Consider the following 25,053-nt stretch of genomic DNA (forward strand, 5'->3'; position numbering starts at 1 on the left):
TCATGGCTAACACGGATGCCTTGAAGCAACAGGGCGCGCGAGCTTTCACGCCGACCTTGAAATCGCACCTGGCCTATACGCTGCTCAGCGGCCTGGTAATCATGTTGATGCTCAGCCTGGTGCGCCTTGCGCTGCTGGTCTACAACAGCGACATGATCGGCGACACCCCTTACTCCACGGTCGCCGAAGGCTTCCTCAACGGCCTGCGCTTCGACCTGCGGGTAGTGGTGTACCTGAGCATTCCGTTGCTGCTGGCGATCCTCAGCCCGTGGGCGATGGCCCAGCGTGGCCTGTTCCGCTTCTGGCTGACGATCGCCTCGAGCGTGGTGATGTTCCTCGGCCTGATGGAGTTGGACTTCTACCGCGAGTTCCACCAGCGTCTGAACGGCCTGGTCTTCCAGTACATCAAGGAAGACCCGAAGACCGTGATGAGCATGCTCTGGTACGGCTTCCCGGTGGTTCGCTACCTACTCGCCTGGCTGTTCGGCACCTGGCTGCTGAGCCTGCTGTTCAAGGGCATCGACCGCCTGACCCGGGGCAATGGCGTGCAACGTATCGCCCCCTGGTACAACCGCCTGGCAGTGTTCATGGTGATTTTGCTGGTGGCCGTGGTCGCCGCCCGTGGCACCCTGCGCCAGGGCCCGCCGATGCGTTGGGGTGATGCCTTCACCACCGACTCCAACTTCGTCAACCAGTTGGGCCTGAACGGCACCCTGACCCTGATCGACGCCGCCAAGAGCCGCTTCGGCGAAGACCGCGCCAATATCTGGAAGCCGGTGCTGGAGCAGAACCTGGCCACCCAGACCGTGCGTGAGCAGCTGCTGACCCCGAACGACACCCTGGTCGATGCCGACGAGGCTGCCATCCGCCGTGACTTCGTGCCGCCGGCCGAGCGTACCCTGCCGATCAAGAACGTCGTGGTGATCCTGATGGAAAGCTTCGCCGGCCACTCGGTCGGTGCCCTGGGCAGCCCGAACAACATCACCCCGTACTTCGACAAGCTGGCCAAGGAGGGTCTGCTGTTCGACCGCTTCTTCTCCAATGGCACCCATACCCACCAGGGCATGTTCGCCACCATGGCCTGCTTCCCGAACCTGCCAGGCTTCGAATACCTGATGCAGACCCCGGAGGGCGGCCACAAGCTGTCTGGCCTGCCGGCACTGCTCAGCGCCCGTGACTACGACGATGTCTACGTCTACAACGGCGACTTCGCCTGGGACAACCAGTCCGGTTTCTTCGGCAACCAGGGCATGACCACCTTCATTGGCCGTAACGACTTCGTCAACCCGGTGTTCTCCGACCCGACCTGGGGCGTGTCCGACCAGGACATGTTCGACCGTGGCAACGAGGAACTGGCCAAGCACGACGGCAAGAAGCCGATCTACGCGCTGCTGCAGACGCTGTCCAACCACACGCCCTATGCGCTGCCAGCAGACCTGCCGGTCGAGAAGGTCACAGGCCAGGGCCGCCTGGATGAACACCTGACCGCCATGCGCTACTCCGACTGGGCATTGGGCCAGTTCTTCGAGAAGGCGCGCAAAGAGCCTTACTTCAAGGACACCCTGTTCGTCATCGTCGGCGACCACGGCTTCGGCAACCAGCAGCAAGTCACCGAACTAGACCTGGGCCGTTTCAACGTGCCGCTGTTGCTGATCGCTCCGGGCATCCAGGAGAAGTTCGGTGCGGTCAACCACACCGTCGGTACCCAGGTCGACATCGTGCCGACCATCATGGGCCGCCTCGGTGGCGAGACCCGCCACCAGTGCTGGGGCCGCGACCTGCTCAACCTGCCGGAAGGCGACCAGGGCGTTGGCATGATCAAGCCGTCGGGCAGCGAGCAGATCGTCGGCCTGGTGCAGGGTGACCGCATCCTCATCGAGTCCAAGGACATGAGCCCGCGCATGTACCGCTACCAGTTGGGTCGCGAGTTCAAGGCCGAGCTGATCGAAAGCCCGGACCAGCCGGAAATGCTCAAGAAGCTCGAGGCGTACATCCAGACCGCGACCAAGAGCTTGCTGGACAACACCGCGGGTGTAGTGCACGGCACACCTAAGTAAGTGTTCACCCATCGCCGGCAAGCCGGCTCCCACAGGTACGGTGTGGGAGCCGGCTTGCCGGCGATAGGGCCACCACTTGATTCAGCTGACTGAACAAATCCCCCCGCCCACGGTCAAGCAATTACAGGCATCACCCCCGGTGTTCTCTGCTTGAGGGCTATTCAATGAAAGAGTGGGAAGTCATCTTTGCCGACCAGAAAGGCGAGCCGACCACGCTGCTGATGCACGGTGAACAGTGCCCCAGCGAGGAAGAGGCGGCCCGCGCCATTCGTTCGCATCTGTTTCCGGTCATGGATGAGCTGGACCTCAACGACTTCCAGGACCGCGCCCCATCCCCCACGGCACGCTGGCTCAAGGAGCAGAACGGCGTGATCATCACAAGCATCACAGAAGCACCCTGACCCGCAGGTTGGCGTGGTGCCCTGGCAGGCACTACGCTGGTGGGAGGTGTCGGCCTTTTCTGCGGGGCGGCACCCATTCAATTCGCGTCTTGCATCAGCTCGATCTGCCGGTTGTGTCGGCAGGTGCGTAGTGCACGGAAAGTCTATCCATCGCTTTATTCGGGAGGACGATTCATGAGCAGCCAGAACGACGATATCAGCAGCAATGTCCTGCGCCAGATGAAAGCTGGCGGTTTTGACTTCACCCGCATCCATCCCATCGAGTTCTACGCGGTATTTCCCGACGAGGTCAACGCGCGTCGGGCGGCTGGGCAGTTTCAAGGTGAATCGCTCAATGCTCAGGTGCATGAGCGGGACGATGGCGTGTGGCACCTGGAGCTGAGCAAGGTCATGTATGCCACTTACGGGGGCATCGGTGACTTCGAGGAGCGGTTCGAGCAGGTCGTTTCACCTTACGGCGGAGAGGTCGAAGGGTGGGGCGTCAAGCACGAACGGCCGATTGCCTGAAAACCTCGGGGCTGCTTCGCAGCCCATCGCTGGCAAGCCAGCTCCCACACCTGTAGGAGCCGGCTTGCCGGCGATTGGCCCTCAAGGCTTGCGCTTGGCCATATGCCCCAGATAAGCCAGCAAGGCATCCAGCTCCTGCTCGTTCAACACACTTTCGGCAAACCCCGGCATCCGCCCCTGCGGCCATTGCCGCAAGCTTTGCGGGTCACGTATGTACTGGCGCAAGAACGCCGGCTGGAAATACTCCGTCGGGTTGTGCGGCACATTCAAGTCCGGCCCGAACTGCGCATCGCCCGCGCCATTGAGCCGATGGCAGGCCAGGCAATTCTGCTGGAACAAGGCAAACCCTTGGCGCACGGGGTCGTTGACCGGCAGTTTCGCGTCCGGCAGCAGCGCCGGGAAGCGTTTTTCGACGGGGGCCAGGCGGCGGATCGTGGCGATCTGGAAGGGCCACTGCTCGGGCCGGATGCCGCTCGCCTGTGGGTCGGTCCATACCAGATAGAACGGCCCGGCACTGGGTTTGCCGGTGCCCAGTGCTGGCCAAGGCTTGGCGGGGTCTTCGACCGCCAGCCAGGCGCGTGCAGGGCCGTCCTGCAGCAACGGTCCGGCGGGCATTTCGGCCGCAAAGCCATCGAGTGCCACGGCCTGCAGGTGGTCATCGGCATCGATGCCTTGCAGCAGTGTACTCAGGGGCACGGCGCGATAGCGCATGGGCCGCTTATAGGAGACATCCTGTTCGATGGTGATTTCTTGGGCTTGTGCAAGCAATTCGGCACTGTCGAGCTGGCGCGGCGCACCGCCCAGCTCCAGGTGCAACTGCGCCGCCGACAGCGGCAGGCTAGCGAGCAAGGCAAGCAGGGCAAGGCAACGGCGCATAGGCAATCTCCAACCATCAAGGCCGGCAGATTACCTGTGCATTGCCAGTGAAGGCCACAGCCACCGTCATCCGAACAAGCGTGTAAGGTTCGGCAGAATCAGCAGCAAAGTCGTGGCGAACAGAATGAGCCCAGCTTGGCGAAGTTTCGATTGTCTGAACATGGCGGACCGCCTTCTTGTTGTTATTCCTGAATACCCGTTTGGCTTCCTGTCACGTTGGGGTCGATCACAGTGGCGTGCCTTGCACGCCGGTACTGAATACCTCTTGAAATCGATATACAACCAACAGTAGGGGCAACGTCATCCCTGTTTCAGAACCCTTTGTTCTATTGAATAAAATTGAAATCGCTTTCTGCTATGAGGCCAAGGGCCAGCTCGCTGGCATGTCCTTCCTAGACGGCTGCACTTGCGGGTAAAGTTGTCCGACAAAATGTGACCGTTCGTCAGTGCAGCCTACTTGCTTGTACGTGTCTTTCGCGTCAGTCTCTACAACAGATTCCCACTCATGTCGTTCAGGACTATCCCTATGTCGTTACGCATCTGCATCCTTGAAACCGATGTCCTGCGACCGGAGTTGACCGCGCAGTACCAGGGCTACGGAAGGATGTTCGAGCAGCTCTTCTCGCGGCAGCCGATCGCAGCCGAGTTTTGTGTGTACAACGTGATGAACGGCGTCTACCCCCCCGACGAAGCGCGCTTCGATGCCTACCTGGTGACGGGCAGCAAGGCCGATTCGTTCGGCTCCGATCCCTGGATCCAGACGCTCAAGGCCTACCTCTTGAAGTTGTACGAGCGTGGCGAGAAGCTGCTGGGTGTGTGCTTCGGCCATCAACTGCTGGCGCTGACCCTGGGGGGCAAGGCCGAACGCGCCGACAAAGGTTGGGGTGTGGGCATTCACCGTTACTCGCTGGCGGCGCATGCGCCGTGGATGGACCCGGAAGTGTCCGAGCTGACCCTGCTGATCAGCCACCAGGATCAGGTGACCGAGCTGCCGGAGGGTGCCACGGTGATCGCCTCGAGCGATTTCTGCCCGAACGCGGCGTACCACATTCGGGATCAGGTGCTGTGCTTCCAGGGGCATCCGGAGTTCGTCCATGACTACTCGCGGGCGCTGCTCGATGCACGCCAGGATTACCTGGGCGACGAGGTGTACCACAAGGCGGTGGCGAGCCTGGCGAGCGAGCACCAGGGCGATCTGGTGGGCGAGTGGATGATGCGATTCGTTCAGCAGTCGGGCAAGGCCAGCGATAGCGCGGCCTGATCGAGTTTGGGGCTGCTGTGCAGCCCAATCGCCGGCAAGCCGGCTCCCACAGATAACCCACTAGCCCGAGAGCACTGGGATACCTGTGGGGGCGATGAGGCCCTCACAGCCAGCCAGATCTCTTGAAGCTGGCATACAAGCCCGAACACCCCACCCCAATCACCCCCAGCACCACGAAATACCCGTACTGCCACCCCAGCTCCGGCATGTTCTGGAAGTTCATCCCGTAGATCCCGGCAATCGCCGTGGGAAACGCCAGGATGGCCGCCCATGCCGCGAACTTGCGCTGCACGATGCTCTGCCGTGACGACTCCAGCAGCATGCCGATCTCGATGGTCTGGCTGGCGATATCGCGGATCCCGGCCAAATCCTCCATCTGCCGCGTGACGTGGATTTGCACGTCGCGAAAATACGGGCGCATGTTCTTGTCGATGAACGGGAAGCTCAACCGCTGCAGTTCCTCGCTCACTTCCACCATCGGTGCCACGTAGCGGCGCAAGCGCAGGATGTCGCGGCGCAGGCTGTGCAGGCGCCTGATGTCTTCTTCCTGCAGCGAGCCACCGAGCACGCTTTGCTCCAGCTCTTCGATTTCCCCATGGATCGCTTCGCTGACCGGCTGGTAGTTCTCGGTGACGAAGTCGAGCAGGGCGTAGAGCACGAAATCTTCGCCATGTTCGAGCAGCAATGGCCGCGCTTCGCAGCGCTGGCGCACCAGGGCATAGGACTTGGAGTGGCCATTGCGGCAGGTGATGATGTAACCGTTGCCGGCGAAGATGTGGGTTTCGATGAACTCCAGCTTGCCCTCATGGCGCACGGGCGAATACGTGACGATGAACAGCGCGTCGCCGAAGGTTTCAAGCTTCGGCCGGCTGTGTTTTTCCAGCGCGTCCTCGATGGACAGTTCGTGCAGGTTGAACTGGCGCTGCAGGTTGGCCAGTTCCTCGGCGTTGGGTTCTTCCAGGCCGATCCAGACGAAATGCCCAGGCTTGCGCGCCCACTCGCTGCCTTCATCGATGCTGATGTTGGTGACCTTCCTGCCGGCGGCGTACACCGCCGATGCCACGACTCGACCCATGGTGATCCACTTGTTCGGTTGCACACGGGTTACAGCTTGGGCTGTAGTGGGCCCAAGAGCAACCTAGTGGTTGGCCAGCTCGCCTTCCATGCGGTCGATGCACTGCTGCATCTGCGTGCGGCACTGCTCGACCAAGGCCGGCACGTCCTGTTGGCTGAGCCCGGCGGTGGCGATCGGTGGCAGCGAGCGCACGATCACCGTGCGCTGGCGCCAGCTGTTCAGGCTCAGGCGGCGGGTGTAGCGGCTGACGCACACCGGCACGATCGGCACGCCGGCCTCGATGGCCATGTGGAAGGCGCCTTTCTTGAACGCCAGCAATTGCTCCTCGGGGTTGCGCGTGCCTTCCGGGAAGATCCAGATCGAGGTGTCGTCACGCAGGATCCGTGTGGTCACCTGCATGGCCTTGCGTGCCTGGTAGGCGTTGCTGCGATCGATCAGCACGTTGCCGCCGAGCCAGAACAACTGCCCAAACAGTGGAATCCAGCCGAGGCTCTTCTTGCCGATGGCAACGGTGCGTTGCGGCACCACATGGCCAAGGATGAACAGGTCGAAGTTGGATTGGTGATTGGCGACGATCACGCAGCCGGGCGGTTGGTCCCACAGCGGGCCGACCTCGGCCTTGACCTTGATGCGCATCAGCCAGGTGGCGGGCACGCTGTAGAGGCGGGCGAACACGCGGCTGTTGTCGCGGTTGAAGGGGCGCAGCAGGCCGATCAGCAGACCGATGAAACCTACCAGCAAAAAGTGCAGCGCCAGCAGGAGCATGCGAAGGGAGTAGAGCATTGTACAACTCACACCAGAAGTCGCGGCGCAGTGTACGGATGTGCACTGGCGGGGGCAAACCTTGGTGTGTATCTGCGCTGGCCCTATCGCCGGCAAGCCGGCTCCCACAGAGAACGCGCAGGCTTCAAGACCTGCTCTGTACTTGTGGGAGCCGGCTTGCCGGCGATAGGGCCGTGAAGGTCAGCCCATATGCCCCTGGTCCAGCCCGATCGCTTCATCCAGCGTATCGAGCAGCCCTTTGCGCACCTTCAGCTTGGTGTTCTTGTGCGCCAGCATGTTGAGCTTTTTCAGCTCGCGCGCCACGGCCAGTGCGGTTTCGTGCAGTTGCTCGGCCGGCACCACTTTGTCGAGGAAGCCGGCATCCAGCGCGTCCTTGGGCTCGAACATCTCGGCATTGATCACCGAGCGGTGGAAGGCCGCACGGCCCAGGCGGTCGCGCGCCAGCTCGATGCCCGCGTGGTGCATGGTCATGCCGATCTGCACTTCGTTCAGGCCAATCTTGTACGGGCCTTCGACACCGATCCGGTAATCGGCCGACAGCAGCAGGAAGGCACCCTTGGCCACCGCGTGGCCTGGGCAGGCAACGATCACCGGGAACGGGTGCGACAGCAGGCGTCGGGCCAGGGTGGAGCCGGCGGTGACCAGACTGACCGCTTGCTGGGGGCCAGAAGTCATCACCTTGAGGTCGTAGCCGCCAGAGAGGATGCCCGGCTGGCCGGTGATGATCACCACGGCCCGTTCCTGGGTGGCGCGGTCGAGGGCGGCATTGAAGGCAGCGATGACATCCGGGGAGATGGCGTTGACCTTGCCGTTGTTCAGGGTCAGGGTCGCGATGCCGTCTTCGGCGTGGTAGGTAATCAGCTCGCTCATGACAGAGTCCTTTAAGTGGCGTGGCGACGACGTTACCCAGCGGCGCGAGCCAGGTAAAGCAGCAAGGCTGACCAGCCAGTCAGCGCGCAGGCTCCACGCCTTGCCGCGCCGGGGCAGTGTGTTGGCAGGCAGTAAAAGCGCAGGCGAATTTGGCAGCATTGCCCTGGCAGCCTCGGTTTTTCAGTGGGTTGGCTTAAATGCATGAAAAATTTGAAAAAAATGCTTGCCAAAGAAAAGCTCTTCCACTAAATTAGCGCGCCTCGACAGGGTGAAAGCCTTGAAGGGAAAACGGTGAAGTGTCCGAGTGGTCGAAGGAGCACGCCTGGAAAGTGTGTATACGAGAAATCGTATCAAGGGTTCAAATCCCTTCTTCACCGCCACATTCTGCGAAGAGCCCCCGAGCTGAAAAGTTCGGGGGCTTTTTGCATTCTGGGGCCGCTTCGCGGCCCTTTCGCGACACAAGGCCGCTCCTACAGGCGGGCGCGATCTTCCTGTAGGAGCGGCCTTGTGTCGCGAAAGGGCTGCGAAGCAGCCCCAAAAGCATCAAAAAAAAATCGAAGCCGACAGCCGAGCCGTACGCGGCGCCCCCTGGAACAGATAGTTGTCGCCCAGGTAGTCCCCCACATCCCGCCAATAGCGCTTGTCGAACACGTTATCCACCGTCAGCCGCAGCACCGTGTCATACCCCCCGATACGCGTGCGATAGCGGCTACCGACATCGAACACGGTATAGCCGCCCACTTCGACATTACCCGCCTGGCTCGCATACTTGCTGGCGCTGTAGCGTGCGCCGCCGAGCAACGCAAGGCCCGGCACCGGCAGGCTGTAGTCGGCCTGCACGGCGGCGCGCAGGTTCGGCACGTTGATCGCCTGATGGCCCTCGTAGGCGGCGGTGCCGCTGTTTTCGACCCGGGCGCGGATCGCTGCGGCGCTGGCCTGCAGCTGCAGGTTCGAAGTCACCCAGCCGCTGGCGCCCAGCTCAAGGCCAATGTTTTTCTGCTGCCCCTCCTGCACGTAGGTGAAGCTGCCATCCCCCTCCGGTCGCGCGTACTGGTAGGCCTGGCGGATCTGGAACAGGGCAGCGTTGAAACTCATGCCTTGCCAATCGCGCTTGATGCCCAGCTCCAATTGGTGGGAAAGGGTGGGGGCGAGAATTTCAGCGGCGTTGCTGGCATACCACGGCGCCGTTCCACCTGCCGACAAACCTTTGGCATAACTGGCGTACAGGATGGTATCGGGGCGCGGCTTATAAATGAGCGCGGCATTGGGTAGCAGCTGGTATTGCTGGGTATGGCGCCCGGCGACACCGTTTTCGTCCCAGGTCTGTTCGTCCAGGCGCACTTCACGGGCGCCGAGCACGGCCTGCCAGTGGTCGCTGAACGTAATACGGTCGCTGACGAACAGCCCGTACTGGCGGCTGTCGAGGCGGCGTTCGCTAGCGCCGATCGGCTTGTCCGAAGGCGGCACGGCCGGTGCGCCGGTGTAGATGTTGCCGCTGCCGACCAGCTCGTTGTAGTAGGGGCGCTGGTCGAGGGTGCGGCGTTGCGCGCTGCTGCCGACGGTCAACTCATGGCCGACGCCGAATGCGTCGAAGTGGCCGTTGAGCATGGCCTGGACCTCATCGGTACGGCGCGTGTCGTCGGGGCTGCGGAAATCGTAGATGTCGTAGTCGCCCTCCGGGCTGAAGTGCGACTGCCAGCCGCCTTCGCTGCCCCAGGCAAAGGCGCTGTAGTCATCGATGACCACTTTGCTGCGAGAAGCACTGAGGGTGCCGCTCCAGGCATCGCTGAATCGATATTCGAAGCGCCCGCCCAGGTTCAGCGAGTCGTTTTGCACAGGTTTGGCCCAGTGCTGATAGGCCAGGCGGTCATCCGGGTCGATGCCGTGGGGCACCTCGGTACCGCCGAGAAGCTGATAACCGGGCACCGAGCGCTGCTCGCGATGCTGGTACTCGGCATCCAGCTGCAGGGTGGCCGCGGGGCTTATCTGCCAGTCGAACGCCAGTGAGGCGAAGTCGCGCTGGCCATCGGCGTGGTCCACATAGGCGCGGATGTCCTCGTGGGCCAGGTTGGCGCGCAGACCGAACTGGCGCTCGCTGCCGAACCAGCCGCCGAGGTCGGTGGCCAGGTAGCGTTCACCCTGCGCGTTGGTCGAGACCGTCACGCTGCGCACATCCTCGGCGCGTTTGGTCACGTAGTTGATCAGCCCACCGGGCTCCGACACGCCGCTTTGCAGCCCGGACAAGCCTTTGAGCAACTCGACCTGCTGCTTGTTTTCCAGCGCTACGTTCTGCTCGCCGGCGATGGTCTGGCCATTGATGCGGTAGCTGCTGGCGGCATTGAGCTCGAAGCCGCGAACGTTGAAGTTTTCGTAGTAGCCGATGGGCGCGTAGCTTTCGCCGACCGAGGCGTCGCTGTGCAGGACTTCGCTGAGCAGACGCACCTGGCGGTCTTCGATCAGCTGTCGGTTGAACACGCTGACCGCTGCGGGCGTATCGAGCAGCGGCGTGGCCTGGAACCCGCCCACCGAGGCTTCACGCGCCTGGTAGCCCTCGTCGCCGTAGGTGTCGGAAACCTGCAGTGGGGCCAGTACGACACTGTCTTCGGCCATTCCATTGGGGCAGTGCAAGGCCAGGCCCAGGCTGAGCAGGCTCAGGGGCAGGCGAGGGTGAGGCAGGGGCATTACCGGGTCCTTGAATGGCGAAAACCGCACCGCGCCTTCCCAGGAAAGGCGCGGTGCGGTCAAAAGGTCGCCATGTTACCCGAAGCACCTCAGTCTGAGTTGGCGGCCCGCTGGTGCTGACGCCAGCTGTCGTCGATCTTCGACCAGGTCTTGCCGTCGGTGATCGCCATCAGCTTGCGGCCATCCTTGAAGGTGGCCAGGAAGGTGGCTTCTTCTTCTTTGCCGCCCAGCCAGAGCCCGGCCAGCAACCCCACTGGGCCGGCCACCAGGGCGCCGGCCACGCCCCAGCCGATGGCAGTACCCAGGCTGCGGTTGAATTCCAGGCTGGCAAGGCGCAGCTCGCTGATGCGGGCCAGGGAGATCCGCTCGCCAGGCGAGGGGCTGCGCGGGGTTTTGAGTGTGAGCGATCCGTTGCGAAATTCACCTTCACCTTGCAAGAAATCGCCGGATTGCACCGTGAGTCTTGTCATTGAGTCGTCCTGTCAGTGATAGGGCTTTGACCAGCGCCTACTGAGCGCCGCCGGGGCAGGCAAGTCAACGAGCAGGCGACGGAGGGTAGCGGTGCTATGTCGCGGGAGCCTGCAGGGCGCGTTGGCGCTTGCGCTCGGCGCAAGCCCACACCACCAGTGCCAATGCCCCGATCGACAATCCGGCGACCACGATGCCCATCCAGCCCTGATGCTGGAACAATTGCGTGCCCAGCAACGAGCCTAGCGCGCCGCCGATGAAATAACAGGTGATGTAGCCGGCATTGAGGCGCGTGCGTGCTTCAGGTCGCAGCGCGATCACGGCATTCTGGTTGCTCACATGCACCAGCTGCACGGCCAGGTCCAGCACCAGCACGCCCAGCAGCAAGGCCACCAGCGACTGCTGAGCAAAGCCCAGCGGTACCCATGCCAGCAACAAGGCCACCAGGCCCACAGTAGTGCCCAGTGAGCCTTTGCCGCGGTCTGCCAGGCGCCCGGCCCAGTTGGCCGACAGCGCACCCGCCGCACCGGCCAGGCCGAACAGGCCGATCACCGCATCGGAATAGTGGTAGGGCTCGCTGGCCAGGAGAAACGCCAAGGGCGTCCAGAACAAGGCAAACAGGCTGAACGCCAGCAGGCCCAGCAGCGAACGCAGGCGCAGCACCGGCTCTTGCGCGAACAAGCGAAACACCGAGCCAATCAGCGCGGGGTATTTCAGGCCGGCATGGCTGTCGTGTTGCGGCAGGCTGCGGTACAGGGCGATGGCGGCCACGGCCATGAGCGCGGCGGCCAGCACATAGATGCTGCGCCAGCCACCCAGTTCGGCCATGAAGCCTGCGGCGGTTCGAGCCAGCAAAATGCCCAGCAGCAGGCCGCTCATCAGCGTGCCTACCGCACGGCCGCGTTGCTCGGGTGCGCTCAAGGTCGCGGCGAGGGGTACAAGGATTTGCGCCACTACCGAGAACAGGCCGGTGAGCACCGTACCGAGCAACAACCAGGGCAGGCTGGGTGCGCAGGCGCTGATGACCAGGCCCAGGGTGGAGATCGTGGTCATCACCACGATCAGTCGGCGTTGCTCGAACAGGTCACCCAGGGGCGCCAGTAACAAAAGGCCGGCACCGTAGCTGAGCTGGGCGGCAATGATGATGCTGCCGGCGCTGGCGGTGCTCAGGCCAAACTGCTCGGCGATGCTGTGCAGCAGCGGTTGGGCGTAGTAGTTGCTGGCCACGGCCAGGCCAGTAGCGGTAGCCATCAGCAGGATCAGGGCACGACTTAAGGTCGGGGTGTTCATGGCAATCTCGTTGCGGACAGTGGTGGTGACAATCAGTATCTGGAACGATAAAGCATGACACCAATGTATAGTTTTCAGCCTATCCATCTCGAAAGCAGATAGATCAATGAACCTCAAGCAGCTCGAATATGCCTTGGCCGTGGCCGACACCGGCAGCTTTACCCGCGCGGCCGAACGCTGCCATGTGGTGCAATCGGCACTCAGCCACCAGGTGGCGCGTCTGGAGGCGCAGTTGGGTGTCAGCCTGTTCGAGCGTAGTTCGCGGCGGGTGCGCCTGACGCCAGCTGGCGAAGCTTTCGTGCTCAGCGCCCGCCCTGCCGTCGAGGCCGCCGGGCGGATTGCCGATGACGTGGCCGCCGCCTGTGGCCAGGTGCGTGGGCGACTGTCGATTGGCGAGATCAGTTCGCTCACTGCGCTGGACCTGGTCGAGCTGCTGGCGGTATTCCACGACCGCTACCCGGATGTGGACGTGCGTTGGCTCACCGCCAAGAGCGAGCTGCTGGTGGCCGACGTCTGTGAGCGGCGCCTGGATGTGGGCTTTATCGGCTTGTGGCAGGGCGAAGCGCTGCAGGGCGTACAGCACCGTTTGCTGGCGCGGGAGGCGTTGGTGGCGTTGCTGCCGCTGGGCCATCGCCTGGCGGGCAGGGCGCAGCTGGCGCTGGCCGATCTGGCCGACGAAGTGCTGGTGGACTTCCCGGAGGGTACGGGGGCGCGGCGGCAGACCGATGAAGCCTTTCAGGCGGCGGGGCTGGTGCGGCGGGTGCAGTTCGAGATCGGGCATATTCGTCTGGTAGAGAAGTTCGTGCAGCGTGGCATGGCCGTCGGGCTGGTGCCCGAGCGGGTGGCGCAGGGGATCCAGGGGGTGGCGGTCGCGCGGTTGGCCGATGCGCCGGTGCGGCATTTGTATGCGGTGTGGTCGAACAGCCCGACGCCTGCAGCGCGGGCGTTTCTGGAGATGCTGGAGCAGCACCTGACACCAGGCTGAAAGGGGGTTGCCGCTGCTGGCCTTTTCGCAGGCCCATAGCGGCAACCCATTCGATCACGCTGCGAAGCCACCGTCGGCGGTCAGGCTGGCTCCGGTGATGTACCCGGCCTCTGGCCCTGCCAGGTAGGCGACGAAGCTGGCAATCTCGTCTGCCTGCCCGTAGCGCCCAATCGCCATCAGCGGAATCAGGCTCTCGGCGAATTCGCCGCTGGCCGGGTTCATGTCGGTGTCGACCGGCCCCGGTTGCACATTGTTCACGGTAATCCCCTGCGGGCCCAGGTCGCGTGCCATGCCTTTGGTGAGGCCGACCAGCGCCGACTTGCTCATGGCGTACGGTGCCCCGCCCGCAAACGGCATGCGCTCGGCATTGGTGCTGCCGATATTGATGATGCGCCCGCCCTGGCCCATGTAACGAGCGGCGGCTTGGCTGGCCACGAACACGCTGCGCACGTTGATCGCCAGGGTGCGGTCGAAGTCCGCCAGGTCGAATTCGGCCAGCGGTGCTACCGCCAGTACGCCGGCGTTGTTGACCAGGATGTCGAGGCGGCCGAAGGCTTTGACGGTGTCGTCCACCGCCAGCTGTACGGCGGCGGCATCGGCACTGTCGGCGCGCAGGGCGAGGGCCTTGCCGCCGGCTGCCTGGACTTCCTCGGCCAGGGCCTGGGCCGGGCCTTCGGAGCTGACATAGGTGAAGGCTACCTGTGCGCCTTCACGGGCCAGGCGGCGAACGATGGCGGCGCCGATACCACGCGAACCGCCCTGGACCAGGGCCACTTTGCCTTCGAGTGTAAGTTGCTTGGACATGCTGATCTCCTGCTGGAAGCAAGGCCGAGTGCCTTGGATGGACGCAGTATCGACCGTTGATTACCAACTGATAAGATCGCAATCACTATCAGCAGAGTGAACCTTTGGTTGGTAATCATGGCCACAGAATCCTTCAGCGCCCTCGAGTGTTTCATCCGCAGCGCCGAGGTCGGCAGTTTCGCCGAGGCGGCCAGGCGCCTGAGCCTGACCCCGGCGGCAGTGGGCAAGCATGTCGCCCAGCTGGAAGCGCGCCTTGGGGTGCGGCTGTTCCAGCGTAGTACGCGCAAGCTGACCCTGACCGAAGCGGGGCAGCGTTTTCTCGGTGAAGTGAGTGACAGTTTCCGTACCATCCAGTACGCGGTCGCCAACCTGGCCAGTTCCGAAGGCCAGCCGGCGGGGCTGTTGCGGGTGAGCATGGGCACGGTGTTCGGCCGGCTTTATGTGCTGCCGTTGCTCGGCGAGTTCCTGCGCCGTTACCCGGCGATCACGCCGGATTGGCATTTCGACAACCGCCAGGTCGACCTGATCGGCCAGGGTTTCGATGCCGCCATTGGCGGTGGTTTCGAGCTGCCGCCCGGGGTGGTGGCGCGCAAGCTGACAGTGGCGCACCGGGTATTGGTGGCGTCGGCTGGGTACTTGGAGCGGCACGCGCCGATCGAAGATCCGCAGCTGCTGCAGCGCCATGACGGGATTTTGATCCGCTCACCGCAAACCGGGCGCGTGCGCTCGTGGCCGCTGACCAGTCGCGGGCAGGAGCAGCAGCCATTGCTGTTGCGCCAGGCGATGACCATGAGCGATTCGGATGCGGCTTGTGCTGTGGCCGTGCAGGGCTTGGGCATCGCCCTGGTCAGCTTGCCGTTTGCCGTGCCTTATCTGGACAGCGGGGCGCTGCAGCGGGTGTTGCCGGACTGGTATGTGGACGATGGGCATATCAGTTTGTACTACGCCGGGCACAAGCTGTTGCCGGGGAAGACCCGGGCGTTCATCGACTTTGTGGTGGAGCAGTTTGCCGAGCGGGGGTTGGCCGGGCGGTTTGATGCGTTGGCTGAGGGGTAATGGTGTCAGGGCTGGCCCAATCGCCGGCAAGCCGGCTCCCACAGGGCTCGGTGGGGTACCTGTGGGAGCAACTGTCTTGCTCAATTTCTAAAAGTCGACGCAATTCCTGTGGGAGCCGGCTTGCCGGCGATTGGGCCGGTTCAGACAACCTCAGTGACGAAGAAAACCTGCGTACCCAGGCTCACCTCATCATCGATCTTCTTGCCTACCAGCAATTGCCCCAACGGCGAGCGCGGGGTGATGACGGTCACCCGCTCCGCGCCCTCGCCAATCTTCAATCCGGCCGCCTCCGGCCCGAGGAACAGCAACCGCTGCGCGCCATCCTCATCCTCCAGCGTCACCAGGTTGCTCACCTGCACGCCGCGCGTCGGGTCATAGTCACGCAACAGCAACTGCTGGTAGGTCAGCAACGCCTGGCGAATCTCAGCCGTGCGCCGGGCCTGGCCGGTGGCCAGGTACGACGCCTCCAGGCCCAGGGTGTCGTACTTGTTCTCGGCGACGTTCTCTTTGGCGGTGGCGGCTTCATAGGCGGTCTGGGCGGCGCGGCGCAAGACTTCCATATCCGCTTCCAGCGCGGCATTGATGCGGGCGAGCAGGGTGGTCTTGTCCATGATCAGTAACAGAACTCCAGCACGTTGGCCTGGCTCTTGTCGGTCGGTGCAGTGCGGTTCTGCGACAGCCAGAACTGGCACTTGGGGCTGTTCAGATTGCGTGGGTTGCCCTGAGCGGCCTCGGCAGCCTGCTGCAGCTCCTGCTTGTGCAAGATGTCCTGGTAGCGTTCGAACATCTGGGCTTGCGCATCCGGAGGTTGTGCGGGCGCGGGCCGCACAACGGCCGGGGCGACAGCCTGGGCCAGCGGTTGCACATGCTCGGGCCAGCGCTGCACGGCCAGCCACAGGCTCAAGGCGATGGCCACGGCGCCCAGCCACAGGCCGAACGCCACGCAGAGGATAAGCTGCAGTGGCTTGAGGGTGATCTTCAGTTCACGATGGCGGGGCATGGCGGCCTCCTGGCAGGGCGGGTCGAGGGGCCATTGTCGCATGGCATCGGACGGAATTTCAGCGCCGGTACTTTTGTCGGCGACCATTTGGCCGCAGAATTCGCGGTTTTGGCGCAGGCAGTGGGATGGGCACATGAAGGTCACCTGGGACATTTTCTGCACCGTCGTCGACAACTATGGCGATATCGGTGTGACCTGGCGCCTGGCGCGGCAACTGGTGGCCGAGCACGATCTGGCAGTGCGCTTGTGGGTGGACGACCTGAACGCCTTCGTGCCGATGTGCCCGGGCGCTGACGCGGCTGCGGCGCAGCAGTGGCAGGAGGGGGTCGACGTACGCGCATGGCCGGCCGCGTGGCAGCCTGTGCAGCCGGCCGAGGTGGTCATCGGTGCCTTTGCCTGCCAGTTGCCGGCGCAGTACGTCGACGCGATGCGCGCCCTGGCCACGCCGCCGTTGTGGCTGAACCTCGACTACCTCAGCGCCGAGGACTGGGTCGAAGGTTGCCATGGCCTGCCGTCGCCCCAGCCCAATGGCCTGCGCAAGGTGTTTTTCTTTCCTGGTTTCACCGACAAGACCGGTGGGCTGCTGCGTGAAGCCTCGTTGCTGGCGCGGCGGGACGCGTTGCAGCAGTCTGCCCAGGCGCGCACGGCATTCTTGCAGGGGCTGGGCGTGCAGGTGCGGGACGATGCGCAGCTGATCTCGCTGTTCGCCTACGAAAACCCGCAACTGGGCGCCTGGCTCGATGCGCTGGCCACGGACACCTGCGCCACGCACCTGCTGGTGCCGCGCGGGCGTATCCTTGGCGACCTTGGCAATTGGCTCGGTGAGCCTGGGTTGAAGGTGGGCGACCTGCACCAGCGCGGCGCGCTGACCGTGCAGATCCTGCCGTTCGTCAGCCAGGATGACTACGACCGCCTGCTCTGGTGCTGCGACTTCAACGCGGTGCGCGGTGAGGACTCGTTCGTGCGCGCGCAGTGGGCCGGGCGGCCCATGCTCTGGCACATCTATGTGCAGGAGGAAAATGCCCATTGGGAAAAGCTCGACGCGTTCCTTGGCCATTATCGCCAGGGCTTGTCAGACGATGCCGCACAGGCGCTGATGGCATTGTGGCGTGCGTGGAACATGGGCGACGACATGGGCCAAGCCTGGCAAGGGGCCCGCAAACACTGGGCGCAACTGCAGCAGCATGCCCGTGACTGGGCGGCCCGGCAGGCCGCTCGGCCGGACCTCGCCAAGGCGCTAGTACAGTTTTACCGAAATTCGCTATGATACGCGGCCTCGATTTTTATAAATCCATCCAGATTCGGATACTTCGTAATGAAAACTGGTAAAGAACTGAAACCCGGTACCGTACTGCGGATCGACAACGACCCGTGGCTGGTTCAGAAAGCTGAATTCACCAAGTCGGGTCGCAACAGCGCGATCATGAAGACCAAGCTGAAGAACCTGCTGACCGGCTACAAGACCGAAACCGTCTACGGTGCGGACGACAAGCTGGACGACGTGATCCTGGATCGCAAAGAAGCGACCCTGTCGTTCATCAGCGGTGACTCGTACACCTTCATGGACACCTCCGACTACACCATGTACGAACTGAACGCCGAAGACATCGACGCCGTTCTGCCGTACATCGAAGAAGGCATGGAAGATATCTGTGAAGCCGTCTTCTTCGAAGGCCGCCTGGTATCGGTTGAACTGCCGACCACCATCAGCCGTCAGGTTGTCTACACCGAGAACGCTGCTCGCGGCGACACCTCCGGCAAGGTCATGAAGCCTGCCAAACTGAAGAACGGCACCGAGATCCAGGTTGCCGACTTCATCCAGATCGACGAGTGGATCGACATCGACACTCGCGACAACAGCTTCAAGGGCCGTTCCAAGAAGTAATTCTTCTTGTGATGAGCACAAAAAAACCCGGCCTTGGCCGGGTTTTTTTGTGCCTGCAATTTCACAATCCGAAAGCTTGCGCGATCCCTGTAGGAGCTGGCTTGCCAGCGATGAGGCCAGGGCAGGCAACTTGAATTGCCTGTCAGGGCCCTATCGCTGGCAAGCCAGCTCCCACAGGGAAAATCAGGGGCTTCAGACTGTTACGTTCAACCGTACATCCACATTGCCGCGGGTGGCGTTGGAGTAAGGGCAAACCTGGTGCGCTTTCTGTACCAGGCTTTCTGCCTCGGCCTGGGCCAGCCCCGGCAGGTTGATGTTCAGGTCGATATCCAGGCCAAAGCCACCGGGGATCTGGCCAATGCCTACCTTGGCGGTGATCGATGCGTCGGCGGGCAGCTGTTTTTTCTCCTGACCGGCGACGAACTTCAGTGCGCCGATGAAGCAGGCCGAGTACCCGGCCGCGAACATCTGCTCGGGGTTGGTGCCGTCACCGCCCGCGCCGCCCAGTTCCTTGGGGGTGCTCAGCTTGACTTCCAGCTTGCCGTCGCTGGAGCGGGATTTGCCGTCGCGACCGCCGGTGGAGGTGGCTTCTGCGATGTACAGGGGAGTGACCTTTTGCATGGTGAACCTCGCGAGTGTGCTGGGCGCTCTGGTCGATGCAGGTGCGCCGGGTGGGTACGGGATTTAACTTAGCGCGCAATTAATTTGCGCGCAAGATAAATGCTCGCCGTCCATCGGAACGGGCATCTCACAGCTTAGCCCTCAGAGGTGTTTTTGCAGGTTTTCGCGTAGGTCCAGCAGGTCGGCCTGCAGCTGCTGCAGGCGTTCAAGGCTACGTCCGCTGGCCTTGAGAATGCACGGTGGCACTGCTTTGGCCTGCTGTTGCAGGGCGCGTCCTTTGTCGGTCAAGTGCACCAGCACCACCCGTTCGTCCTCGCGGCTGCGGTTGCGCTCGAGCAGGCCTTCGCTCTCCAGGCGCTTGAGCAGCGGGGTCAGCGAACCGGGGTCGGTCAGCAGGTGCTGGCTGATTTCGCCCACCGTGCGGCCGTCCTGCTCCCACAGCACGAGCATGGCCAGGTACTGCGGGTAGGTCAGGCCCAGTGCCTGAAGCAGTGGCTTGTAGACCTTGGTCATCAGCAACGAGGTGGAGTGCAGGGCGAAACAGACCTGGTTGTCCAGCAGCAGCTCGTCACAAGAGGCTTGGGTGTCGGCGTTCATGCAGGTCCTTGAATGTCATCGATAGAGAAATCTAGCACGCTGATGGTTAGTGCGCTCATTGCCAGCGTAGTTCGCTGCGCAAGGCCAGGTCCCAAGGAGGGATCGGACTGAAGCGGCTCTTGAGGAATTCGAGCAGCAAGCGACTGCGAGAGTTCGTTTCATGTTCCAGACGGAGCGCATAAATACCGCTGGTCTCCGCCGCGGGCAGGCCGTTGTGGCAGAACAGCGGCACCAGTTCGCCGCGCAGCAGGTAGTCGCTGATCAGCCAGGTCGGCAAGTGGGCGATGCCCAGACCGGCAAGGGCGCCGAACAACAAGGTTTCGGCGTTGTTGGCGGTCATGCGCATGCGTGAAGGGCGAAGCTGGCGCGGCTGGCCGTCGACCGTGAAGCGCCAGGCGAAGGGCGGTGCCAGGCCGTCCCAGTCCAGGCCGTCGTGCTCGGGCAGTTCGCTCGGGCAATCGGGCATGCCGCGGCTGGCCAGGTAGGCGGGGCTGGCGCAAGCGATGCGCACCATGTACGCCAGCGGGGTGGCCACCAGTCGGGTATCGGCCAGGGGGCCGGCGCGCAGCACCAGGTCGACTTCGCCCAGGTGGCTGCCGTGCAGGTCGACGAAGCTGTCGATCAGCCGCAGTTGCACGTCCAGGCCTGGGTAAGCCACCAGGAAGTCGGCGATGGCCGGTGCCAGGTGGCGGCGGCCGAAGGCCGCGGGCGCATCGATGCGGATCAGGCCTTCCGGGGCATTGCTCAGTGACACCGCCTCGGCGCGAGCCAGGCGCAGTTCCTCGATGATGCGCCGAGCGCGCTCGGCGAAGGCCTTGCCAGCGGGGGTCGCGCGCACCGCATGGGTGCTGCGGGTGAACAGGCGGCTGCCGACCGCGTTTTCGAGGTTGTCGATGCGCCGCGCCACGGCGGACGGGGTCAGCGGATGGCGACGGGCGGCGGCAGAAAAGCTCCCGGCCTCCAGTACATCGAGAAACAGGCTCAGTTGGTCGGTCAGGGTATCCGGGCTCATGGCAACTTCGCTTTTGCATAAAACGCATAGCCATTGTGCGTGGCTGTGCGTTTCCGTGCCAGCCCCCAATCGTTAGCATGCTCGCATTAACAACGCAGGCGGATGAGGCCCTGATGATCGAGTGGTTGTTGTATATCGCCTTGGGCGCTGGCCTGGGCACCATGGGTGGGCTGTTCGGCATTGGCGGCGGGCTCATCGCCATCCCGGCCTTGGGTGTGTTGTTTGGACTCGACCAGCAGTTGGCGCAGGGCACGGCCCTGGTCATGGTGGTGCCGAACGTGTTGCTGGCGCTGTGGCGCTATCACCAGCGCAACCGCATCGAACTGCGCCATGCGCTGCCGCTGGCGCTGTGCAGCTTCCTGTTCGCCTGGTTGGGCTCGATCTGGGCGGTGGGTATCGATGCGCAGTCCATGCGCCTGGGCTTCGTCGGTTTCCTGGTGGCGCTGGCGATCTGGAATGTGGCGCGGATGTTTCTCAAGGTGCCGCCGGCGAGCACAGAGTTGCGGTATCCCTGGCCATGGCTTGGGGTGTTGGGAAGCTTTGCCGGGGCCATGGGCGGTTTGTTCGGGGTGGGCGGCGCGGTGGTGGCCACGCCGATCCTGACCAGCGTATTCGGCACGACCCAGGTGGTGGCGCAGGGGCTGTCGCTGGCGCTGGCGGCGCCGAGCACCACGGTAACGTTGCTGACGTATGGGGTGCACCAGAGTGTTGATTGGAGTGTGGGGATTCCGTTGGCGGTGGGTGGGCTTTTGAGTATCAGCTGGGGGGTGCGGCTGGCGCATGCGCTGCCGGAGAAAGTGTTGCGGGGGATGTTCTGTGGGTTTCTGGTGGTGTGTGCGGTGATGTTGGGGTTTGAGCTTTGAGATTTTGGGGCCGCTTTGCGGCCCTTTCGCGACACAAGGCCGCTCCTACAGAGGCGCGCGATACCTGTAGGAGCGGCCTTGTGTCGCGAAAGGGGCGCAAGGCGCCCCCAGCTCACTGGAACCCTTCGACGATGTAATCAGCCATGCAATCGGTAATGGGTGATTGGGTCTGCGTATTGCGCAGCAGCATCACATTGGCCACCGGCAACTGCGGCAATCCATCCTGCTCGCCCAGAATGCGGATATTGCCGCCAATCAAGCTCTGCAACTGCGCCGTCACCGCGAGCCCCGCAGTGATGATGGCAAAGATCGCCGCCAGGCTGGGGCTGGTGTAGGCGATGCGGTACTCGATGCCCTGGGCTTCCAGGGCATTGCAGGTCCAGGCGCGGCAGAAGCAGTCGGTGTTGAACAGGGCCAGTGGTATCGGCCGTTGTTCCTGCGGACAGAAGCCTTCGGCAGCGGCCCACACCAGGCGCTCCTGGCGCAGCAGCTGGCCTATCTCGTTGCCCGGCTCGCGGGTGACGATGGTCAGGTCCAGGTCCTGGCGCAGCATCAGTTGCTTCGACGAATCGCAATGCACTTCTACCTGCACCAGCGGATAGGCCTTGGCAAAGCTGGACAGGATGGTCGGCAGAAAGCGCATGGCGTAGTCGTCGGGTGTGCCAATGCGCACCATCCCGACCATGTGCGGCATGCGCAGGGTATTGAACACTTCGCCATGCAGCTTGAGGATGCGCCGGGCATAGCCCAGCAGCACCTGGCCTTCGGCGGTCAGGCGCACCTGGCGGCCGTCGCGCTCGAACAGCTGGCGCTGCAGGATGTCTTCCTCCAGGCGCTTCATCTGCATGCTGACGGCCGACTGGGTGCGGTTGACCACTTCACCGGCGCGGGTGAAGCCGCCTTGCTCGGCGATGGCGACGAAAGTGCGCAGCACGTCGGCATCGAGGCTCTGGTACTGGGACATTGCATCAATCTCCGAGATGCATGGCATCAGAAACATTCGTTGGATTGATCTTAAGCCTGGCGTGAGACTGGAGCCATCAACACGGAGGGCTTCACGATGAAAGGTCATGTCAGCAGCATCCAGCATCCTGCCTTTTCCCTGAACCACCTGTTGCACGTCGCCCTTGGGCGGTCGCTGCGCTGGTACGAGCTGTACCGTCAACGCCGCGAGCTGGCCAGCCTCAGCGATGCGACATTGCACGACCTGGGGTTGAGCCGGGCGGACATCCAGCAAGAGGCTGATCGGCATTTCTGGGATGATCCGCTGCGTAAGTAATGCAGTGGCCCTATCGCCGGCAAGCCGGCTCCCACAGGTACAGCATTGCTCTCTCTCTGTGGGAGCCGGCTTGCCGGCGATAGGGTCAGTGAGGACACTAGAGGGACAACGCACCTGCAGGGAGGTACAACCATTGCCCCTCAACCTGTCCATCAACCAGGCCCGGCGCCTGGCGCTGTCCGCCCAGGGCTTCGGCAAACAGCCACAATCCCCCCCGACGCTGCCTGGCCTCAAGCGCATGCTGCAACGCCTGGGCGTGGTGCAGATCGACTCAGTCAACGCCTTGGTCCGCTCCCACTACCTGCCGCTGTTCTCCCGCCTGGGCGACTACGCCCCCGAGATGCTCGACCAACTCGCCTGGGGCCGCGGCCGCCAACGCCAGCTGTTCGAATACTGGGGCCATGAGGCCTCGCTGTTGCCGCTGAGTCTCTACCCCATGCTGCGCTGGCGCATGGCCCACGCTGCCGACGGCCGTGGCATCTACCGCCAGCTCGCGCAATTCGGCCGCGAGCGCCAGGACGTGATCGCCCGGGTGCTGGCGGCGGTGCGCGAACAAGGGGCCCTGGGCGCAGGCAGCCTGTCGACGCGCCAGGAACGGGCCGGCCCCTGGTGGGACTGGAGCGAGGAGAAGCATGCGCTGGAATGGCTGTTCGCCGCAGGCGAGGTGACAGTGGCGGGGCGGCGTGGCTTCGAGCGGCTCTACGATGTGCCGGACAACGTGCTGCCTCGGGCCATCCTCGATCAGCCCCAGCCTGGCGAGGCCGAAGCGCACCAAGGCCTGATGCTGCACGCCGCCACCGCCTTGGGCGTGGCGACCGAGCGCGACCTGCGCGACTACTTTCGCCTGGAACCTGCGCAGGGCAGGGCAGCACTGGCCGAACTCATCGCCGATGGCCGCCTGCAAGCGCTACAGGTGCAGGGCTGGAAGCAACCCGCCTACTGCGCAGGCACGCCACGTATCCCCCGGCGAATCGAGGCCAGCGCCTTGCTGTCGCCCTTCGATTCATTGGTCTGGGAACGCAACCGCACCGAGCGTCTGTTCGATTTCCGCTATCGGTTGGAGATCTACACGCCTGCTCACAAGCGTGTGTATGGCTATTACGTCCTGCCATTCCTGTTCGATGAACGCATCGCGGCTCGTGTGGATTTACGCGCCGAGCGGGCGCTGGGGCAGCTGGCGGTGCACGCCGTGCATGCCGAGGCAGACGGGTTGGGCGAGGTGGGCTATGAGGCGCTGGCGGCGCAGTTGCTGCGCCTGGCCCAGTGGCTGGGCCTGGAGCGGGTGCAACTGAACTGCCCGCGCGAGGAGGGCAGCCAGTTGCGCCGGGCGTTGCTCAGCGCCGCACTTGCTTGAGGGTCTCGGCGATCAGGAACGCCAGCTCCAGCGACTGGTCGGCGTTCATCCGTGGGTCGCAGTGGGTGTGGTAGCGGTCTGACAGCGCATCTTCGGTGATCGGACGGGCGCCACCGATGCACTCGGTAACGTTCTGTCCGGTCATTTCGATATGGATACCGCCCGCATGGCTGCCCTCGGCCTGGTGCACCTGGAAGAACTGCTTCACTTCGTCGAGGATCTGCGCGAAGTCGCGGGTCTTGTAGCCGCTGCTGGCCTTGATGGTGTTGCCGTGCATCGGGTCGGAGCTCCACAGCACCTTGCGTCCCTCGCGCTCGACACTGCGGATCAGCCCTGGCAGGTGATCGCCGACCTTGCCGGCGCCCATGCGCACGATCAGGTTGAGGCGGCCGGGGTCGTTGTCCGGGTTGAGGGTGTCGATCAGGCGGATCAGCTCTTCAGGGTTCATGCTCGGGCCGACCTTGACCCCGATCGGGTTGTGCACACCGCGCAGGAACTCGACATGGGCGCCGTCGAGCTGGCGCGTACGGTCGCCGATCCACAGCATGTGCGCCGAGCAGTCGTAGTAGTCGCCGGTCAGGCTGTCCTGGCGCACGAAGGCTTCTTCGTAGTTGAGCAGCAGCGCTTCGTGGGCGGTGAAGAAGCTGGTTTCGCGCAGTTGCGGGGCGTTGTCCAGGCCGCAGGCGCGCATGAAGGCCAGGGTTTCGTCGATGCGGATGGCCAGTTGGTGGTACTTGTCGGCCAGCGCCGAGTTGGCGATGAAGTCGAGGTTCCACTTGTGCACCTGGTGCAGGTCGGCGAAACCGCCCTGGGCGAAGGCACGCAGCAGGTTGAGGCTGGCCGTGGCCTGGTGGTAGGCCTGCAGCAGGCGGTCCGGGTCCGGCACGCGGCTTTTTTCGTCGAAGCCGATGCCATTGACGATATCGCCACGGTAGGCCGGCAGGGTGACGTTGCCGAGGGTCTCGTCGCCCGAGGAGCGTGGCTTGGCGAACTGCCCGGCCATGCGCCCGACCTTGACCACCGGGCAGCCCGCGGCAAAGGTCATGACAATGGCCATCTGCAGCAGCACCTTGAAGGTGTCGCGGATCTTCGCTGCCGAGAACTCGGCGAAGCTTTCTGCACAGTCGCCGCCTTGCAGCAGGAAGGCGCGGCCTTCGGTGACTTCGGCGAACTGCCGGCGCAGCTCACGCGCTTCCCCGGCGAACACCAGCGGCGGGTAGCTGGCCAGGGTCTGCTCGACCTTGAGCAGGTGCTCGGCATCGGGGTAGGTCGGTTGCTGCTGGATCGGCAGGGCACGCCAGCTGTCAGGGCTCCACGGTCGGTTCAT

General features: G+C 63.6%; 26 protein-coding genes and 1 tRNA gene. 12 read left to right on the forward strand and 15 right to left on the reverse strand.

Going from position 1 to position 25,053, the window contains the following annotated elements; translation table 11 throughout:
• Positions 1-2 precede the first annotated feature (2 nt).
• The 3 genes from ACIPZB_RS22795 to ACIPZB_RS22805 all read left to right on the forward strand — a co-directional run bounded on the left by ACIPZB_RS22795 (position 3) and on the right by ACIPZB_RS22805 (position 2,965).
• Positions 3-2,057 carry an LTA synthase family protein gene (locus tag ACIPZB_RS22795; RefSeq protein ID WP_400642795.1) on the forward strand — a complete coding sequence of 685 codons (2,055 nt, stop codon included), beginning with the start codon at positions 3-5 and terminating at the stop codon, positions 2,055-2,057.
• Positions 2,058-2,221: 164 nt separating this feature from the next.
• Complete coding sequence (locus ACIPZB_RS22800; RefSeq protein WP_400642796.1) at positions 2,222-2,458, forward strand: hypothetical protein; 237 nt, start codon at positions 2,222-2,224, stop codon at positions 2,456-2,458.
• Between the two features lie 174 nt (positions 2,459-2,632).
• Positions 2,633-2,965: a ribonuclease E inhibitor RraB gene (locus tag ACIPZB_RS22805; RefSeq protein ID WP_008092646.1), complete on the forward strand. Its 333-nt coding sequence runs from the start codon at positions 2,633-2,635 to the stop codon at positions 2,963-2,965.
• 81 nt (positions 2,966-3,046) lie between these two features.
• Here ACIPZB_RS22805 and ACIPZB_RS22810 read toward each other — a convergent pair whose 3' ends face one another.
• Positions 3,047-3,841 carry a c-type cytochrome gene (locus tag ACIPZB_RS22810; protein ID WP_400642797.1) on the reverse strand — a complete coding sequence of 265 codons (795 nt, stop codon included), beginning with the start codon at positions 3,839-3,841 and terminating at the stop codon, positions 3,047-3,049.
• Between the two features lie 526 nt (positions 3,842-4,367).
• On the opposite strand from ACIPZB_RS22810, the gene ACIPZB_RS22815 reads away from it, so the two are divergent.
• Positions 4,368-5,102, forward strand: a complete 735-nt coding sequence (locus ACIPZB_RS22815; RefSeq protein WP_400642798.1) for an amidotransferase — start codon at positions 4,368-4,370, stop codon at positions 5,100-5,102.
• A gap of 103 nt (positions 5,103-5,205) precedes the next feature.
• Here the strand turns inward: ACIPZB_RS22815 and ACIPZB_RS22820 are convergent, their stop codons facing one another.
• From ACIPZB_RS22820 to ACIPZB_RS22830, 3 genes are all read right to left on the reverse strand, one after another.
• Positions 5,206-6,177: a magnesium and cobalt transport protein CorA gene (locus ACIPZB_RS22820; protein ID WP_008092652.1), complete on the reverse strand. Its 972-nt coding sequence runs from the start codon at positions 6,175-6,177 to the stop codon at positions 5,206-5,208.
• Between the two features lie 63 nt (positions 6,178-6,240).
• Positions 6,241-6,960: a lysophospholipid acyltransferase family protein gene (locus ACIPZB_RS22825; RefSeq protein ID WP_400642799.1), complete on the reverse strand. Its 720-nt coding sequence runs from the start codon at positions 6,958-6,960 to the stop codon at positions 6,241-6,243.
• Between the two features lie 180 nt (positions 6,961-7,140).
• Positions 7,141-7,830 carry a crotonase/enoyl-CoA hydratase family protein gene (locus ACIPZB_RS22830; RefSeq protein ID WP_400642801.1) on the reverse strand — a complete coding sequence of 230 codons (690 nt, stop codon included), beginning with the start codon at positions 7,828-7,830 and terminating at the stop codon, positions 7,141-7,143.
• Between the two features lie 290 nt (positions 7,831-8,120).
• Between ACIPZB_RS22830 and ACIPZB_RS22835 the strand changes: the two genes are divergently transcribed.
• Positions 8,121-8,210 (forward strand) — tRNA-Ser (locus ACIPZB_RS22835).
• A gap of 163 nt (positions 8,211-8,373) precedes the next feature.
• On the opposite strand, the gene ACIPZB_RS22840 is transcribed toward ACIPZB_RS22835, so the two are convergent.
• From ACIPZB_RS22840 to ACIPZB_RS22850, 3 genes are all read right to left on the reverse strand, one after another.
• Complete coding sequence (locus ACIPZB_RS22840) at positions 8,374-10,512, reverse strand: TonB-dependent siderophore receptor (RefSeq protein WP_400642803.1); 2,139 nt, start codon at positions 10,510-10,512, stop codon at positions 8,374-8,376.
• An 89-nt stretch (positions 10,513-10,601) separates the two neighbouring features.
• Positions 10,602-10,982 (reverse strand): hypothetical protein, encoded by a 381-nt coding sequence (locus ACIPZB_RS22845; protein WP_008092661.1) that lies wholly within the window; start codon positions 10,980-10,982, stop codon positions 10,602-10,604.
• A 94-nt stretch (positions 10,983-11,076) separates the two neighbouring features.
• Positions 11,077-12,270: an MFS transporter gene (locus ACIPZB_RS22850; protein ID WP_400642805.1), complete on the reverse strand. Its 1,194-nt coding sequence runs from the start codon at positions 12,268-12,270 to the stop codon at positions 11,077-11,079.
• A gap of 106 nt (positions 12,271-12,376) precedes the next feature.
• Between ACIPZB_RS22850 and ACIPZB_RS22855 the strand changes: the two genes are divergently transcribed.
• Positions 12,377-13,255, forward strand: coding sequence for a LysR family transcriptional regulator (locus ACIPZB_RS22855; protein WP_400642806.1), 879 nt, complete (start codon positions 12,377-12,379; stop codon positions 13,253-13,255).
• A gap of 54 nt (positions 13,256-13,309) precedes the next feature.
• Here ACIPZB_RS22855 and ACIPZB_RS22860 read toward each other — a convergent pair whose 3' ends face one another.
• Positions 13,310-14,059 carry a 3-oxoacyl-ACP reductase family protein gene (locus ACIPZB_RS22860; RefSeq protein ID WP_008092669.1) on the reverse strand — a complete coding sequence of 250 codons (750 nt, stop codon included), beginning with the start codon at positions 14,057-14,059 and terminating at the stop codon, positions 13,310-13,312.
• Between the two features lie 117 nt (positions 14,060-14,176).
• Here ACIPZB_RS22860 and ACIPZB_RS22865 point away from each other — a divergent pair, with 117 nt between their 5' ends.
• Complete coding sequence (locus ACIPZB_RS22865) at positions 14,177-15,115, forward strand: LysR substrate-binding domain-containing protein (protein ID WP_400642807.1); 939 nt, start codon at positions 14,177-14,179, stop codon at positions 15,113-15,115.
• A gap of 140 nt (positions 15,116-15,255) precedes the next feature.
• Here ACIPZB_RS22865 and ACIPZB_RS22870 read toward each other — a convergent pair whose 3' ends face one another.
• Both ACIPZB_RS22870 and ACIPZB_RS22875 read right to left on the reverse strand, forming a co-directional pair.
• Positions 15,256-15,726 (reverse strand): transcription elongation factor GreAB, encoded by a 471-nt coding sequence (locus ACIPZB_RS22870; RefSeq protein ID WP_400642808.1) that lies wholly within the window; start codon positions 15,724-15,726, stop codon positions 15,256-15,258.
• A 2-nt stretch (positions 15,727-15,728) separates the two neighbouring features.
• Positions 15,729-16,115, reverse strand: coding sequence for a hypothetical protein (locus tag ACIPZB_RS22875; RefSeq protein ID WP_400642809.1), 387 nt, complete (start codon positions 16,113-16,115; stop codon positions 15,729-15,731).
• 133 nt (positions 16,116-16,248) lie between these two features.
• Between ACIPZB_RS22875 and earP the strand changes: the two genes are divergently transcribed.
• Positions 16,249-17,382: an elongation factor P maturation arginine rhamnosyltransferase EarP gene (earP, locus tag ACIPZB_RS22880; RefSeq protein ID WP_400642810.1), complete on the forward strand. Its 1,134-nt coding sequence runs from the start codon at positions 16,249-16,251 to the stop codon at positions 17,380-17,382.
• A gap of 48 nt (positions 17,383-17,430) precedes the next feature.
• Positions 17,431-18,000: an elongation factor P gene (gene efp, locus ACIPZB_RS22885; protein ID WP_008092676.1), complete on the forward strand. Its 570-nt coding sequence runs from the start codon at positions 17,431-17,433 to the stop codon at positions 17,998-18,000.
• A gap of 192 nt (positions 18,001-18,192) precedes the next feature.
• On the opposite strand, the gene ACIPZB_RS22890 is transcribed toward efp, so the two are convergent.
• The 3 genes from ACIPZB_RS22890 to ACIPZB_RS22900 all read right to left on the reverse strand — a co-directional run bounded on the left by ACIPZB_RS22890 (position 18,193) and on the right by ACIPZB_RS22900 (position 20,230).
• On the reverse strand, positions 18,193-18,621 hold the full coding sequence (locus ACIPZB_RS22890) for an organic hydroperoxide resistance protein (protein ID WP_400642812.1): 429 nt from the start codon (positions 18,619-18,621) through the stop codon (positions 18,193-18,195).
• A gap of 141 nt (positions 18,622-18,762) precedes the next feature.
• The gene (locus ACIPZB_RS22895) at positions 18,763-19,218 is read right to left on the reverse strand and encodes a MarR family winged helix-turn-helix transcriptional regulator (RefSeq protein WP_008092679.1); all 456 of its coding nucleotides are present in this window, start codon (positions 19,216-19,218) and stop codon (positions 18,763-18,765) included.
• Positions 19,219-19,273: 55 nt separating this feature from the next.
• Positions 19,274-20,230 (reverse strand): LysR family transcriptional regulator, encoded by a 957-nt coding sequence (locus tag ACIPZB_RS22900; protein WP_400642814.1) that lies wholly within the window; start codon positions 20,228-20,230, stop codon positions 19,274-19,276.
• A 113-nt stretch (positions 20,231-20,343) separates the two neighbouring features.
• Here ACIPZB_RS22900 and ACIPZB_RS22905 point away from each other — a divergent pair, with 113 nt between their 5' ends.
• A complete protein-coding gene (locus ACIPZB_RS22905) occupies positions 20,344-21,093 on the forward strand; it encodes a sulfite exporter TauE/SafE family protein (RefSeq protein ID WP_400642816.1) in 750 nt (249 codons plus the stop codon).
• Positions 21,094-21,205: 112 nt separating this feature from the next.
• On the opposite strand, the gene ACIPZB_RS22910 is transcribed toward ACIPZB_RS22905, so the two are convergent.
• Positions 21,206-22,057 carry a LysR substrate-binding domain-containing protein gene (locus ACIPZB_RS22910; protein WP_400642818.1) on the reverse strand — a complete coding sequence of 284 codons (852 nt, stop codon included), beginning with the start codon at positions 22,055-22,057 and terminating at the stop codon, positions 21,206-21,208.
• 96 nt (positions 22,058-22,153) lie between these two features.
• On the opposite strand from ACIPZB_RS22910, the gene ACIPZB_RS22915 reads away from it, so the two are divergent.
• Complete coding sequence (locus ACIPZB_RS22915) at positions 22,154-22,372, forward strand: DUF1127 domain-containing protein (protein ID WP_008092683.1); 219 nt, start codon at positions 22,154-22,156, stop codon at positions 22,370-22,372.
• Positions 22,373-22,505: 133 nt separating this feature from the next.
• The gene (locus ACIPZB_RS22920) at positions 22,506-23,726 is read left to right on the forward strand and encodes a winged helix-turn-helix domain-containing protein (RefSeq protein WP_400642820.1); all 1,221 of its coding nucleotides are present in this window, start codon (positions 22,506-22,508) and stop codon (positions 23,724-23,726) included.
• Here the strand turns inward: ACIPZB_RS22920 and ACIPZB_RS22925 are convergent.
• A complete protein-coding gene (locus tag ACIPZB_RS22925) occupies positions 23,707-25,053 on the reverse strand; it encodes a class II 3-deoxy-7-phosphoheptulonate synthase (RefSeq protein WP_400642821.1) in 1,347 nt (448 codons plus the stop codon). The two genes, ACIPZB_RS22920 and ACIPZB_RS22925, sit on opposite strands and share 20 nt — an antisense overlap.

Source organism: Pseudomonas sp. NPDC089396 (genome assembly GCF_044749545.1).
Taxonomy (GTDB): Bacteria; Pseudomonadota; Gammaproteobacteria; order Pseudomonadales; family Pseudomonadaceae; genus Aquipseudomonas.